Source organism: Providencia sp. (genome assembly GCF_040396775.1).
GTDB lineage: Bacteria > Pseudomonadota > Gammaproteobacteria > Enterobacterales > Enterobacteriaceae > Providencia.
This window is the reverse complement of the sequence record NZ_JBEBNT010000012.1, coordinates 61,443-77,031: the sequence shown is the minus strand read 5'-3', so window position 1 is coordinate 77,031 and position 15,589 is coordinate 61,443. Positions and strand designations below refer to the sequence as shown.

Sequence of the window (15,589 nt, the reverse complement as noted above, 5' to 3'; positions counted from 1 at the left end):
ATATATGAAAAAACAATTGGATTACAGCACACACTCAAAACCATTATATGCGCAAGTATATGATATTTTGGTGGATAAATTGAATAAGGGAGAATATCGGAAAAATGATACTTTCCCAACCGAAGCAGAATTTCAGGAGATGTTTGGTATCAGCCGAATTACAGCAAGGAGGGCGCTTTCTGAGTTGGAAAAAGAAGGGTATGTCAAACGTTCCCGTGGTGTTGGCACTCTTGTTATTCGTAACTCTAAAAAAGCTTATGCAACGGTTCATACCCAAATATTGGGTATCTCGACACAAAGAGTAAGACGAAAAATTATTTCGATAAAAAAAGTCACTTTAAATCGCGAGCTTTCCGAGATTATGGCATTACCCGAAGGAACGACCTTAACCAAAGTGGAAAGGGTTATCACGAAAGGCAATTTACCCATTCAATATAATTGCTTTTATTTTCCACCTTGCATTGAAAGTATTACTGAAGAGGACTTAGAAGAGTCAATTTATCTCTTTTTAGAGTCGCGGGGCTTAAATTCTAACCACTATACCGAAAAATTATCAGCCATTGTTCCAACGAAACAAGAAATGGAATTACTCAATGTTGATGAGAAGACACCAATATTTTCTCGCCGACGTGTTGATTATAATAAAGATAATGAAGCCATTTTGTACATGGAAGGGAGTTATCTGAGTGATTATTATGAATATAAGGTGAATGGTAGTTAGCGTCTGTAGCCATCACTTGAGAGGTTATTATGAAAAAAGCGTTTCACATTATGGCAAAGCCAACAAGCTATCAGTGTAATTTAAAGTGTGATTACTGCTTTTATTTAGAAAAAGAGCACCAAACTGGCTTTAACGATAAAAAACTCAAGTGTATGGATGATAATACATTGCGGGAATATATTCGCCAGTATATTGAGCTATCGCCGAGCCATGAAATTGATTTCACTTGGCAAGGTGGCGAACCGCTAATGGCGGGGATAGACTTTTTTCAACGCGTTATTCAGTACCAGAAACGTTATGGAAAAGGAAAGCAAATCTACAATAGCATACAAACAAACGGCGTATTACTCACTTCTGAATGGGCTAAGTTTTTAAAAGAACATAATTTTTTGGTTGGTATTTCCTTAGATGGTCCTCAATGGCTCCATGACATTTATCGAAAATCAAACGCAGGAAAATCTGTTTTTGATAAAGTCATAAATGCAGTTAATTTACTGAAAGAATATCAGATTGATTTCAATATATTGACTGTTATTAATAACGAAACCGCTAAATACCCCGAAGAAATTTATCGTTTTATCACGGAAACGTTGAAAGCAAATTATTTGCAATTTATCCCTGTGGTTGAACACGAAATAAAAAACAGTGTGTTGGGGCATTTGAGTTACCCACAGGAAATAGGTGATAAGCAGCTAACTCCATGGTCAATCACGGGCAAGCAATATGGTGATTTCATCAATAAAGTTTTCGATGTTTGGATAAAAAAGGATGTTGGAAGCGTCTTTGTTCAACTCTTTGATAACTCACTTGCAGCATGGTCTGGTGATATGCCAAGTTTCTGTGTTATGCAGCCTTCTTGTGGATATGGCCTTGTTGCTGAGCAAAATGGGGATATTTATAGCTGTGACCATTTTGTTTACCCTGAATTTAAGCTGGGTAATTTATTAAATAAGCCGCTTAATAAGCTCGTATACAGCAAGCAACAGCAGCGTTTTGGTCAGCAAAAGCTAAACCTTTCCTCTATGTGCCAACAATGTGAATTTAAATTCGCTTGTCACGGCGGATGCCCAAAACATAGAACAGATAAAGTTGAAAATAAATGGCACAACCATTTATGTGAGGGCTATAAAGCGATATTTAGTCATATTGACCCTTATATGAAATATATGGCAAATGAATTGCGTTATCATCGTCCTCCTGCGTCAATAATGGATAACTTGCATTTATTCCACCCTGTTGCTGCTATAGGAAATACCATTTCAGTTCGGCAAGTTAATTAATTTTTAAATAAAAAAACCGCAAAGCAGAGCTTTGCGGCATTGATTGACGATGAGTCAAACAGACAATTTCAAGATTACTCAGAAATGCCCAGTTTTTTCTCTAAATAGTGGATGTTAGTTCCACCTTTTTGGAAGTTTTCATCGTTCATGATCATTTGGTGCAGTTCGATGTTGGTTTTGATGCCATCAACGATTAACTCATTCAATGCGTTTTTCATGCGAGAAATCGCGATTTCACGAGTTTCACCATAGGTGATCAGCTTACCAATCATTGAGTCATAGTACGGAGGTACAGTGTAGCCTGCGTAGATATGAGATTCCCAACGCACACCGAAGCCACCCGGAGAGTGGAAACGTGTGATTTTACCTGGGCTAGGAATAAAGGTTTTCGGGTCTTCTGCGTTGATACGACACTCAACAGCATGGCCGTGAACCACGATATCTTCCTGCTTAACAGATAGTGGTAAACCAGAGGCAATGCGTAATTGCTCTTTGATTAAGTCAACACCAGTGATCATTTCAGTCACAGGGTGCTCAACCTGAATACGGGTATTCATTTCGATAAAGTAGAATTCACCGTTTTCGAACAGGAATTCAAAGGTACCCGCACCACGGTAACCGATTTCAATACAAGCATTGGCACAGCGCTCACCGATGCTACGGCGAATTTCAGGGGTGATCCCTGGTGCCGGTGCTTCTTCAACCACTTTTTGGTGGCGACGTTGCATTGAACAGTCACGTTCTGCTAAATAAACCGCGTTGCCTTGGCCATCAGCCATGACTTGGATTTCAATATGACGTGGGTTTTCAAGGTATTTTTCCATGTAAACCATATCGTTATTGAAAGCTGCTTTCGCTTCTGCACGCGTCAGATTGATGGAAGATTCCAAATCTTTTTCGTTGCGAACCACACGCATACCACGACCACCGCCACCACCAGAGGCTTTGATAATCACAGGGAAACCGATACGTTTTGCGATGGTTTTATTTTTTTCAGTGTCGTTACCTAATGGGCCATCAGAACCCGGAACGCACGGAACACCTGCTTTTTTCATCGCGCTAATCGCAGAAACCTTGTCACCCATTAGGCGGATGGTTTCAGCTTTTGGACCGATAAAAATAAAGCCTGAGTTTTCAACTTGTTCTGCAAAATCAGCGTTTTCAGCCAAGAAACCGTATCCTGGGTGAATTGCTTGTGCGCCTGAAATTTCAGCTGCGGAGATAATCGCAGGAATATTTAAGTAGCTTTTTGCAGAGGCTGCTGGGCCGATACAAATGGTTTCATCAGCCAGCAACACGTGTTTTAGATCGCTATCAGCCGTGGAGTGAACCGCTACAGCTTTGATGCCTAATTCTTTACAGGCACGCAAGATACGTAGTGCGATTTCCCCGCGGTTTGCGATGACAATTTTTTCCAGCATGGAGACGCCTCGTTATTCGATGACAACTAATGGCTCGTCAAATTCTACTGCATCACCGTTTTGCAACAGAATGGCTTTAACAACGCCTGCTTTGTCTGCTTCGATTTGGTTCATCATTTTCATCGCTTCAACGATGCAAAGTGGGTCACCAACACTAACAGTTTGGCCAACTTCAACGAATGATTTCGCTTCTGGGCTTGGTGCGCGGTAGAACGTCCCTACCATTGGTGAGCGAACTTGGTGCCCTGCAACTACAGCTGGTGCAGCTGGTGTTGCCATCGCTTCAGATGGTGCAACAGCGTTAGCCAGTGCAGGTTGTTGTGCAACAGGTGCTGAGTAAAATTGTTGAGGTGCAGCCATAACCTGAGATGCAGGTGAAATACGGCTGATACGTACTGACTCTTCACCTTCAGAAATTTCCAGTTCAGAAATGCCAGACTCTTCGACCAGCTCGATCAACTTTTTAATTTTACGAATATCCATGGATATGATTCCGTACTCTTATATTTGGATTGAATTAATTAGACGCACACGGTTAACTGCAGCTTGTAAAGCAAAACTGTAGCCGTCTACGCCTAGACCACAAATTACACCGACAGCCATATCGGAGAAATAAGAATGTTGGCGAAATGGTTCTCTCGCATGCACATTAGACAAGTGAATCTCGATAAATGGGAGACACACGGCCAGTAATGCATCACGTATAGCTACGCTAGTATGTGTGAATGCAGCCGGGTTAATGAGAATAAAATCAACATCATGGCGTGCAGCATGAATTCTATCGATGAGTTCATGTTCTGCATTTGATTGAAAATGGCTAAATTTTACACCTAAATCACCAGCTTCCTGCGTTAGTTTGGAAACAATGTTTGGTAGGGTCTTGTTACCATAGATACCTGGCTCACGCATTCCTAGCAGGTTTAGGTTCGGCCCGTTCAAGAGTAAAATGTGAATATCTTCTGCCATTATGCTGCTAACTCCGACGATATATCAATAGTCCGACAACATAACGCGATGTTGCGCGTTTGTCATCTTTTATCATAAAAATAAATGGAATTTCTACTGACAAAGGACGCTATTATAATTATTTCGTGGCATATAGCAGCAAAATACTGGTCTTATCAGAGAAATTACCCGAATTTATTTTGTGAAATGTGCGGTAATCCGTATTTTTGCCAGATGGCCGCACATATTCGGTTATTTTTCGCAAAGATTGACTAGGGTACGCCCAGTAACCTCATTTTTTAATAGTTTTCTTGCATATTCAGCGGCATCTTCCAATTTAATTTCAGAGCACACTTGCTCATAGAAAGAAACCGGTAGCAATTGTGTAAGACGTTCCCACACTTTCGCGCGCTTAGCTGCTGGGAAATAGACAGAGTCGACCCCTTGTAGGCGCACATTACGTAAAATGAATGGCATCACACTGGTCGGTAGGTTAAAACCGCCCGCTAAACCACAAGCTGCAACGGCGCCATTATAATGTGTTTGTGCCAGCAAGTTTGCGAGCAAATCACCGCCCACAGTATCGATAGCACCCGCCCAAAGTTGTTTATCGAGCGGTTTGGCTGGTTGAGTAAAATCACTGCGCGGTAGGACGCGTTTTGCGCCTAACTTCTGCAAATAAGCGTTATTTTCTTCACGTCCAGAAATCGCGACCACGTCATAGCCTAATAAAGATAACAGTTGAACTGCGGTACTGCCAACACCACCACTTGCCCCGCTGACAACAATTTCACCTTTATCAGGCGTAATACCTGCATCCTCTAGCGCATTTACACAGAGCATGGCGGTAAAACCTGCCGTACCGATAACCATGGCCTGTTTTAAAGACAGTTGTTCAGGAAGGGGCGTTAAATAATTCGCAGGAACACGCGCTTGGGATGCTAAGCCGCCCCAATGGGTTTCACCAACCCCCCATCCCGTCAATAATACATGTTGCCCAACTTGAAAACGCGGGTCTTCACTGTGGTGAATAACCCCAGAAAAATCAATACCAGGCACCATCGGATATTGTCTGACAACACCCGCTTTGCCGTTGATGGCGAGGGCATCTTTATAATTTAGTGTGGACCAGTGAATATCGACTATAATATCCCCGGCAGGTAGCATTTCCGTTGTCAGAGATTGGATATCAGCGGTGATTTTTTCATCGGATTTGTTTAGGACAAGAGCTTTCATCGTTCACTCCTAGTGAAATGATTAAATATGTCATTTAAAATGCCGAAAATTTAAGGGTATTTCATTGACGTAATAACGGTTCTTAAGCTATTAATAATGTAATTATTTTGTAAAAATTTATTTTTTTCTGGCATAAATAGGCTTTTATCATGCAAAATAACGCATCGCGACGAATTCATTTTGCGTACTAATACAAATTTGCCTCATTTTTGGTAGATAATAGAGCGAACACTCGTGAAATTCATCTGATTTGTAGTGAAAATAACCAGTGCGTAGCAATAATAAAAAGATATAAATATTATTTGAACTTGTAGTCACAATTACTTGTCACACTGGGAATACAAACAATGGAGTATATAACAGCCAAAGAGTAGGGGTTATTTTTACGTAATTCTATCTAGTGATGGAAAAAGTGAAATTAATATCTATTTTTGAGGTTTTTATCTGCTTCGTTTAGATAAGAAGCATGTACAGTACGGTACGTGAAAAATAGATGAATTGACCATATTTATAGAAGCAGCTCATTAACGTCTTGAGACCGCTTCAAGTGGTTGGTAGAGTAGACGGGTTTATATTCGTCCCCAGCTTGCAGGATAACTCTTTCGTTATGTTTAAAAAATTTCGTGGCATGTTTTCTAATGACTTGTCTATTGACTTGGGTACGGCCAATACCCTCATTTATGTCAAAGGACAGGGCGTCAAATTAAATGAACCCTCTGTAGTAGCCATCCGTCAAGACCGTGCAGGTTCGCCGAAAAGCGTGGCAGCAGTCGGTGGTGAAGCCAAACAGATGCTGGGACGTACACCAGGTAATATTTCTGCAATCAGACCAATGAAAGACGGCGTTATTGCTGACTTTTTCTTGACTGAAAAAATGTTACAACACTTCATTAAACAAGTTCATAGCAACAGCTTCTTGCGCCCAAGCCCTCGTGTGTTGGTGTGTGTGCCTGTTGGTGCAACGCAAGTTGAACGTAAAGCCATTCGTGAATCCGCGTTAAGTGCGGGAGCGCGTGAAGTCTTCTTAATTGAAGAGCCTATGGCTGCCGCTATCGGTGCGGGTCTCCCTGTATCTGAAGCAACTGGTTCAATGGTGGTTGATATCGGTGGTGGTACGACTGAAGTTGCTGTTATCTCATTAAACGGTGTCGTGTACTCATCCTCTGTTCGTATTGGTGGTGACCGTTTTGATGAATCTATCATTAACTATGTTCGCCGTAATTATGGTTCACTGATTGGTGAAGCAACGGCTGAGCGTATTAAACACGGTATTGGTTCTGCATTCCCAACCGATGAAGTGTTTGAAATTGAAGTCCGTGGTCGTAACCTCGCTGAAGGGGTTCCACGTGGTTTCAAAATGAATTCCAATGAAATCTTAGAAGCATTACAAGAGCCGTTAACGGGTATCGTTAGCGCGGTTATGCTTGCGCTGGAACAGTGTCCACCTGAATTAGCGTCTGATATTTCAGAACGCGGTATGGTCTTAACGGGTGGTGGTGCACTTCTTCGTAATTTAGATCGCTTATTAATGGAAGAGACTGGTATCCCAGTTATCGTTGCAGAAGATCCACTAACCTGCGTCGCCCGTGGTGGCGGTAAAGCGTTAGAAATGATTGATATGCACGGTGGTGACCTGTTTAGCGAAGACTAAATGGCCAACTATAAGCAGTTAGGTCGATACCTAGCTGCTTTGACTATTTTTGATCCTCTGACATTAGCGAAACATAGCCACACATGAAGCCCATTTTTAGGCGAGGTCCATCCCTACAGTTACGCATTTTTTTTGCGGTAATCATTGCACTTGTGCTGGTGGTGATTGACCATCGATTCGAGCCCTTCAATAAAGTCCGTAACTATTTAGACACGGCGGTCAGCCCATTCTATTTTTTAGCCAATGGTCCGCGCCAGTTTCTGGACAACATTTCAGAAAATTTCTCTTCACGGGAACAGCTGCAATTTGAAAACAAAGCATTGCGCCAAGAGCTGTTACTGAAAAAAGCCGATAACTTGTTACTGGAACAACTTAAGCAAGAAAATGCACGCTTAAGGGAGCTTCTCGGTTCGCCATTACGCCAAGATGAACACATGATGGTGACACAAGTCATTTCAGGTGCGAATACACCTTATCGTGATCAAGTGGTGATTGATAAAGGCAGCAATGAAGGCGTTTATGAAGGGCAGCCAGTTATTAGTGATAAAGGCGTTGTCGGCCAAGTGGTGGGTGTGAGCAATTTTAATAGCCGCGTATTACTCATTTGCGACACTACCCATGCCCTTCCTGTGCAGGTGCTGCGTAATGATGTGCGTGTTATTGCCGCAGGTTCAGGGTGTGCGGATGATTTACAGCTTGAACCATTGCCTGAAAACACGGATATCCGTGTTGGGGATGTACTCGTTACTTCTGGTCTCGGTGGGCGTTTTCCTGAGGGTTACCCTGTTGGGGTTGTCTCAGCGGTGAAACATGATACACAGCGCGCCTATACTATCATCAGTGCGAGACCAAGCGCGGAGCTGCAACGTTTACGTTATCTTCTGCTTTTATGGGGCAATGACAGCGATCCGAAAACCCCGTTACAGCCTTCGGAAGTCTATCGTGCAGCGAATGAACGCTTAATGAAAGTGCTCCCGCAAGTTTTGCCGAATCCAAGTGAAATTCAAGGGCCACCATTGCCACCATCAATGGCACCGCAACCATAGGTAAAGGAAACGTTATTATGGTTATGGGTAGGAGGAATGAATTAAATGGATGAATACCGTGGTAATGGACGCGTCATTATTTGGCTGTCCTTTATTATTGCTCTGATTTTGCAAGTCATGCCGTGGCCAGAACAGCTTAATTTTTATCGGCCATCATGGCTGCTGTTGATTTTAGCGTATTGGGTGATGGCGTTGCCACACCGAGTGAGCGTTGGCACCAGCTTTATTTTAGGTATTATTGTTGATTCCATTCAAGGCTCTGCTCTTGGCGTTCATGCACTTTCCTTCAGTATCATTTGTTATCTCGTCGCTTATAAACACCAATTATTACGCAATATGGCGCTATGGCAGCAAGCGCTCGTGATTATGTTTTTGACTGTTATCCAAGATCTGGCGGTATTCTGGGCTGAGTTTTTATCATCTCAGGTATTATTCCATCCGCAAGTATTCTGGAATAGCCTCGTCAATGGTATCCTGTGGCCATGGCTGTTTTTGCTTTTACGAAAAATTCGTCGACAGTTTTCAGTGTGTTAAGGGTTTTAGCTGTCGTTTCTGACGGGAAATATATTTTATGGATTTAATCTATTTGGCATCGGGTTCACCCCGCCGACGTGAATTGGTGCAATATCTTGACTACCATTTTGAAATTTTACGTCCAGAGGTAGAAGAACATTGGCAACCAGGTGAAACGCCAGCGGGCTATGTACAACGTCTTGCGTGTGATAAATCCCAAGCAGGTGTTGCCATTGCACCCGAAGATAAGCCTGTTTTAGGGGCCGATACGATTGTCGTTCTGGAAGGCAAAATCCTTGAAAAACCCCGTGATAATCAACATGCACAAGAGATGCTCAGTGCGTTATCGGGTAAAACTCACCAAGTGATGACCGCAATTGCAATTTCCGATAGCCAGCAGACATTACATGAGCTGATTGTGACAGATGTGACATTCAGCGGGTTATCTTTACTTGAAATACAGGATTATATACAGTCAGGTGAGCCAATGGATAAAGCGGGAGCTTATGCAATTCAAGGTCTTGGTGGTCGTTTTATTCGTAAAATTAATGGCAGCTACCATGGCGTAGTGGGTTTACCTTTGGTCGAAACAAATGAATTAATTCAACGATTTTTAGCGTTAGGTGATGGTAAGGGGAAGTCATGACAGCGGAACTATTAGTGAACATTACACCATCTGAAACGCGCGTAGCTTATATTGATGGTGGGATCTTACAAGAAATACATGTTGAGCGAGAAGCAAAAAGAGGACTCGTAGGGAATATTTACAAAGGCCGCGTGAGCCGCGTTCTACCCGGAATGCAGGCGGCCTTTGTTGATATTGGTCTGGATAAAGCCGCTTTTTTGCATGCATCAGATATCATGCCGCACACCGAATGCATTGCGGGTGATGAGCAAAAAAATTTCCACGTTAGGGACATTGCTGAGCTGGTTAAACAGGGTCAAGACCTGATTGTGCAAGTGGTGAAAGACCCTCTGGGTACCAAAGGTGCTCGCTTGACGACGGACATTACGCTACCTTCACGTTATTTAGTTTTCATGCCTGGGGCTTCCCATGTAGGGGTTTCTCAACGTATTGAAAGCGAAGAAGAACGAGAGCGCTTAAAACAGTGTGTTGCCCAATATTGTGACGAAAACGGTGGCTTTATTATTCGTACCGCAGCGGAAGGCGTGGGTGAAGATGACGTTAAGCAAGATGCAGCTTTCTTAAAACGTCTTTGGGCGAAAGTCATTGAACGGAAAAAACGTAATGTGACCCGCACGAAAATTTACGGTGAATTAGCACTCGCTTTTCGCATTATCCGTGATTTTGCAGGCGCTCATCTCGATAGAATTCGCGTTGACTCCCGTTTGACCTATACTCAATTACAAGAATTTATCGAAGAGTATGTGCCGGAAATGACGGCAAAACTGGAGTTATACCAAGGCAATCAGCCAATTTTCGATTTATTTGATGTTGAAAATGAAATTCAACGGGCGATGGACAGAAAAGTTGAATTGAAATCAGGTGGTTACCTGATTATCGACCAAACTGAAGCCATGACCACCATCGACATCAATACGGGGGCATTTGTTGGCCACCGTAATCTAGAAGAAACTATTTTCAATACCAATATTGAAGCGACTCAAGCGATTGCACGTCAGTTACGCTTACGCAATTTAGGCGGGATCATCATTATCGACTTTATTGATATGACCGATGCTGAGCACCGTCGCCGCGTATTAGCCTCGCTGGAACAAGCGCTTAGTAAAGATAAAGTCAAAACCACGATCAACGGTTTCTCGCAGCTTGGTTTAGTCGAAATGACCCGTAAGCGGACAAGGGAAAGCCTTGAACACGTATTGTGTGATGACTGCCCAACTTGCCAAGGCCGTGGTACGGTGAAATCAGTGGAAACGGTATGTTATGAAATTTTACGTGAAATCGTGAGAGTTCACCGCACAATCGACGCTGATCGCTTCTTGGTATACGCATCTCAAGCCGTGGTAGATGTGCTTAAAGGGGATGAATCACACGCACTGGCAGAAGTGGAAATCTTCGTTGGGAAGCAAGTGAAAGTTCAGACTGAGCCGTTATACAGCCAAGAACGCTTTGATGTTGTAATGATGTAGCCTGTTTTCTTAAAGGAGATGTGAGTGAAACGACTGCCACGTGTAGTACTGGTGACCACTGCGGTTATTTTATTGCTGTGCGCGCTGGTGCTGACAGGACTGCGTTTCCTTCTGCCGAATATTGATAGCTATCGCCCCGATCTCATTGCTTATATCGAAAAAAAGGCCGATGTTTCGGTTCAGATAGGTGAGATGGAAGGGGCATGGCGCTATTTTGGCCCCGTTCTCACGTTATCCGATGTCTCGCTGCAAAGTGACACAACGGATGTCAGTGCTAAGCAAATTCATCTTGAACTCGATATCTGGAACTCACTGTTTTCTCTACGTTGGCGCTTTCGTGACCTGACTTTCTACCAACTGAATGTTGATTACAAAGTCCCTTTCTTGTTTGAAGGCTCCGCTGAAGGAGAGACATTAGATGGCGTTGAAGACCTATTTTTGCGCCAGTTCGACCATTTTACGTTAAAAGACAGTCAACTGACCTTTTTAACACCCTCCGAGCAAAAAACCACGTTAATTCTGCCAGAGCTTTCTTGGCTAAATGAAAATGAACGTCACCGTGCGCAAGGCTTTGTCAGCCTTGAAACCATCAATAAACAACATGGTTATTTGCAAGTTAAACTTGATGTATCAGATAAAAATGGTGTGCTGAGTGACGGTATTTTTTACCTTCAAGCTGACAATATTGATATGCAGCCTTGGTTAAGCCGCTGGCTGCGCGATAACACCTCATTGCGTGATGCTAACTTTAGTTTGTCTTCTTGGATCAGTTTAAAAGACAATCGTATTGAAAGTGGGTTGATTCAGTTGCGCCAAGGGGAAGCGAACTGGGGGGAGGGCGAGCTAACTCAAAATCTGCAAGTCAATGATTTATTGCTACGCATGAAAAGACAGGGAAATGGTTGGCTATTTAATATTCCCGAACTTGATACATTAAAAACCAATGAGTCTATTTGGCCTCAAGGTAGCGTATCGGTGCTGTATCTGCCGGCATCGAAAAAATACCAAGATAACGACCATTGGCGTGTTCGAGCAAAAAATATCGAACTTGAGCGCTTAAGTGAAGTCTTGCCAACATTTTCATTTCTTACGCCAGATATGGTGCAAGATTGGCAGCATCGCCAACCTACTGGGGTTGTGAGTGAATTTGCCCTAGATGCGACACAAAATAGGCCTGAATCTCTACAAATTAGCGTCGATTGGCAGGATGTCAGTTGGAAAAAGTGGAAGGAACTTCCTTCTGTGGATCATTTCTCTGGTGTATTAATTGGGGGAATGCAAAGTGGTGGTATCTCTTTCAACCTGCAAGACAGCAAAGTTGATTACCGTGATGAGTTTAAAGCGCCGTTTAATATTTCTACTGCAAAAGGGCAGCTGTATTGGGTGGATAATGACAGCGAATTTAAGCTTTGGAGCCCAGCCTTAAATGTGCAAGCCACGTCTCTGTGGGCGAACGGTGAATTTCGTTATGCCAAAGCCAAAAAAGGCGATTATGCAGATTTAGCTATTTTATCGGGTATTCGACTGGATGATGCCGGGGATGCATGGCGTTATTTCCCACAAAAATTAATGGGGCAAGATGTTGCTGACTACCTGACAAAAGCGATTATTGCAGGGAAGGTCGACAACGCCACATTGGTGTACAAAGGCGACCCTGCCAATTTCCCGTATGAGCACAATGACGGCCAATTCCAAGTGTATGTGCCACTGAGAGATGCCACTTTCGAATATGACAGCGAATGGCCAGCATTACTTAACTTGGACATGAATTTAGATTTTCGCCGTGCAGGCCTGTACATGCATGCGCCAACAGTCAAACTGGCAGACGCCACTGCGACCAACCTTGATGCGATTATCCGTGATTACACTGATGAGATGCTGTATATCGATGCGGATATAAGCGGTACTGGCAAGCAAATTCAGCAATATTTTGTGCACACACCGATGAAACATTCTATCGGTGATACTTTGGAAGAGTTACAAATTGGTGGCACCGTGAATGGGCAGCTCAGTTTGTCTATCCCATTGAGTGCGGGGAAAGAGGTTGTCGCAAAAGGGAAGGTTAACCTCAATAAAAATGATTTATTGATTCAGCCAATTGATAGCACTATTTCGTCTTTAACCGGTAGCTTTAGCTTTAATAATGGCGACTTGATAGGTGATAAGTTACAGGGGCAGTGGTTTGGCCAGCCTATTTCGGTTGATTTTACGACGCTGACAGGCCAGAAAGATTATCAGGTTGATGTGAATATTGCGGGGAATTGGGCGCTGAATAAACTGGCGATGATCCCCGATGAAATCAAACAGAAAGTGTCGGGTACCAGTGATTGGAAAAGCCATGTCTCGATTAACTTACCTGATTCAGCAAAAGAAAAAGTCGGTTTACAAATTGATGTTACCGCAGACCTTAAGCAGCTAAAAAGCCAGTTACCTGTCCTAAATAGCCAATTACTGGCGGAATTGGGGCAAATTAATGTTCAAGCGAAAGGCGATACTGAGCAACTGACTATTGGTGGTGATATTGGCAAGTGCCTTGGATTTAATACCCAATGGAACTTAACCGACAAGCCATTAAGGCTTGTCAAAGCGCATATTGCTCAGTGGCAAAACAAAGCACCTGAATTACCAAAAAATGCGGCGATTGTTGTTGATTTACCACCAGTAAAAGAGATGGATTTGGACAAACTCGCAGGGTTGCTCGTTTCATCAAATAGCCGACAAGGTGGGGGGAATATTCGCCTCCCTGAAGTGCTTGAGGTTAAACTCGCCTCCATTTATTTGGGCGGGCAGTACTGGAAAGATTTAAATTTTTCCTATGATTTACAACGTGATGAGCAAGCGGTTAGCGTGGATAGCGAAAATCTCAAAGGCTCGCTACAAATCTATGCAAAACAACCTTGGAAAGTGGCTGTTGATTACTTGTATTACAACCCAAGTTCGGTGGCCGAAAGCACAACAGGCTCTGAGCGCGTTGACTTTAGCCAATGGCCGCAATTAAATATAACCTGTAAAGAGTGTTGGATTGCAGGGCAAAAGCTGGGCGAAATTAGCGCTAATATCATTCCGAAAGGCGACTCTTTGCAACTGACCGATGGCACGCTAAACAATAGTGCCATGCAGCTAAAATTAGATGCTATCTGGCACAGTGGTGACGGCAATAAAACTGAAGTGGCGGGTTCCTTAACGGGAGAAGCTTTCGATGAAAGTGCAGCTTATTTTGGTATGTTAGTGCCCATTATTGAGTCCCCGTATACGATTGAATTTAATTTAGACTGGGCCAATTTACCGTGGTCACCGAACATTGCCTCATTAAACGGGAAGTTGTCGGTGAAACTCGGTAAAGGGGCTATTGCGAAAATGGGTGGTGGGCGAGCAGGGCAGATCCTGCGCTTAGTCAGTTTCGATGCTTTGTTACGTAAGCTACAGTTCGATTTTCGCGATACATTTAACAACGATTTCGATTTTGACTCGATTAAAGGTGATGCGACCTTGCATAATGGCGTGATGACATCAAAAAATACCGTTGTGGACGGTCTAGTCGCGGACATTGCTTTAAATGGTGAGGTTGACCTTGTTAAACGTCAAATTAACTTAGAAGCGGTTATTACACCTGAAATTTCTGCTACAGTAGGGGTAGCAACCGCGTTTGTGGTCAACCCATTTGCTGGCGCTGCGGTGTTTGCGGCGACGAAAGTGCTCGGCCCATTATGGAGTAAAGTTTCTGTTATTCGTTATCGCGTGACAGGTAGCTTGGACGAGCCAAAAATTGATGAAGTATTACGTCAACTAAAGGAGACTCAAGAGTAATGAAAAATGGTAACGTTGCACTTTTGCAGTTATGTAGCGGAAATAATACTAAGCACAATTTGGCGCAAATCGAGCAACAAATCAAACAGTTGCCAGAGACTGTTCAGTTAGTTTTGACACCTGAAAATGCATTGCTCTTTGCGGACGCGGCGACCTACCGTAAACAAGCTGAAGTTCAAGGGAAAGGCCCGTTGCAAGACGCTATCAGCGCCATGGCGAAACGGTATAATGTGTGGATCCTCGTTGGGTCGATGCCGATGATCAGCCGTGAAGATCCTGAACGTATTACAAGCAGCAGCTTATTATTTGATTCCAAAGGTAATATCAAAGCTCGCTACGATAAAATTCATATGTTTGATGTGAATATTGAAGACGAGCAAGGGAATTACAACGAATCAGTCATTTATCAACGTGGCGAGCATATCACGGTGGTGGATACTCCTGTTGGCCGTTTAGGGATGACGATTTGCTATGACTTGCGTTTCCCTGGTTTATTCCAAGCGCTGCGTGAGCAAGGTGCGGAAATTATCTCTGTTCCAGCCGCATTTACCCGCTATACCGGTCAGGCACACTGGGAACCATTACTGCGTGCCCGTGCGATTGAAAACCAATGCTATATTTTGGCGCCTGCTCAAGTGGGTGTGCATGGAACCCGACGCACGTGGGGCCACAGCCTTGCCGTTGATGGCTGGGGTAAAGTGATGAAAAAGAACGTCGATGCAGTGGCATCGACAGTATTGAATATCAAAACAGACAGCTTGAGTGTCATGCGTGAGCAAATTCGAGTGGTAAAACATAACCGCTTCAGACCGCAACTGACCTCTCTGATTAAAAAAGACGCAACCAAAGAGTAACGA

Annotated in this window: 13 protein-coding genes; 9 read left to right on the top strand and 4 right to left on the bottom strand. The window is 43.4% G+C overall.

Going from position 1 to position 15,589, the window contains the following annotated elements:
* Positions 1-4 precede the first annotated feature (4 nt).
* Both ABWP91_RS13580 and ABWP91_RS13575 read left to right on the top strand, forming a co-directional pair.
* Complete coding sequence (locus ABWP91_RS13580; protein ID WP_353243680.1) at positions 5-721, top strand: GntR family transcriptional regulator; 717 nt, start codon at positions 5-7, stop codon at positions 719-721.
* A gap of 29 nt (positions 722-750) precedes the next feature.
* A complete protein-coding gene (locus ABWP91_RS13575) occupies positions 751-2,001 on the top strand; it encodes an anaerobic sulfatase maturase (RefSeq protein WP_353243679.1) in 1,251 nt (416 codons plus the stop codon).
* Between the two features lie 74 nt (positions 2,002-2,075).
* Here ABWP91_RS13575 and accC read toward each other — a convergent pair whose 3' ends face one another.
* The 4 genes from accC to acuI form a co-directional block, all read right to left on the bottom strand.
* Complete coding sequence (accC, locus tag ABWP91_RS13570; RefSeq protein ID WP_219244596.1) at positions 2,076-3,422, bottom strand: acetyl-CoA carboxylase biotin carboxylase subunit; 1,347 nt, start codon at positions 3,420-3,422, stop codon at positions 2,076-2,078.
* Positions 3,423-3,434: 12 nt separating this feature from the next.
* Positions 3,435-3,905, bottom strand: coding sequence for an acetyl-CoA carboxylase biotin carboxyl carrier protein (gene accB / locus ABWP91_RS13565; RefSeq protein ID WP_219244595.1), 471 nt, complete (start codon positions 3,903-3,905; stop codon positions 3,435-3,437).
* Between the two features lie 18 nt (positions 3,906-3,923).
* A complete protein-coding gene (gene aroQ / locus ABWP91_RS13560) occupies positions 3,924-4,388 on the bottom strand; it encodes a type II 3-dehydroquinate dehydratase (protein ID WP_353243678.1) in 465 nt (154 codons plus the stop codon).
* Between the two features lie 231 nt (positions 4,389-4,619).
* A complete protein-coding gene (gene acuI / locus ABWP91_RS13555) occupies positions 4,620-5,603 on the bottom strand; it encodes an acrylyl-CoA reductase (NADPH) (RefSeq protein WP_353243677.1) in 984 nt (327 codons plus the stop codon).
* A gap of 607 nt (positions 5,604-6,210) precedes the next feature.
* Between acuI and ABWP91_RS13550 the strand changes: the two genes are divergently transcribed.
* From ABWP91_RS13550 to nit1, 7 genes are all read left to right on the top strand, one after another.
* A complete protein-coding gene (locus ABWP91_RS13550) occupies positions 6,211-7,254 on the top strand; it encodes a rod shape-determining protein (RefSeq protein WP_047756254.1) in 1,044 nt (347 codons plus the stop codon).
* A gap of 83 nt (positions 7,255-7,337) precedes the next feature.
* Complete coding sequence (gene mreC / locus ABWP91_RS13545) at positions 7,338-8,300, top strand: rod shape-determining protein MreC (protein WP_219244592.1); 963 nt, start codon at positions 7,338-7,340, stop codon at positions 8,298-8,300.
* A gap of 45 nt (positions 8,301-8,345) precedes the next feature.
* The gene (gene mreD / locus ABWP91_RS13540; RefSeq protein ID WP_353243676.1) at positions 8,346-8,834 is read left to right on the top strand and encodes a rod shape-determining protein MreD; all 489 of its coding nucleotides are present in this window, start codon (positions 8,346-8,348) and stop codon (positions 8,832-8,834) included.
* A gap of 37 nt (positions 8,835-8,871) precedes the next feature.
* On the top strand, positions 8,872-9,459 hold the full coding sequence (locus tag ABWP91_RS13535; RefSeq protein ID WP_353243675.1) for a Maf family protein: 588 nt from the start codon (positions 8,872-8,874) through the stop codon (positions 9,457-9,459).
* Entirely contained in the window at positions 9,456-10,925 is a 1,470-nt protein-coding gene (rng, locus tag ABWP91_RS13530) for a ribonuclease G (protein WP_353243674.1), read from the top strand. The genes ABWP91_RS13535 and rng overlap by 4 nt, the downstream gene beginning before the upstream one ends.
* A gap of 24 nt (positions 10,926-10,949) precedes the next feature.
* Positions 10,950-14,732 carry an AsmA2 domain-containing protein YhdP gene (gene yhdP / locus ABWP91_RS13525; protein WP_353243673.1) on the top strand — a complete coding sequence of 1,261 codons (3,783 nt, stop codon included), beginning with the start codon at positions 10,950-10,952 and terminating at the stop codon, positions 14,730-14,732.
* A complete protein-coding gene (gene nit1 / locus ABWP91_RS13520) occupies positions 14,732-15,586 on the top strand; it encodes a deaminated glutathione amidase (RefSeq protein WP_353243672.1) in 855 nt (284 codons plus the stop codon). The genes yhdP and nit1 overlap by 1 nt, the downstream gene beginning before the upstream one ends.
* Positions 15,587-15,589: the final 3 nt, after the last annotated feature.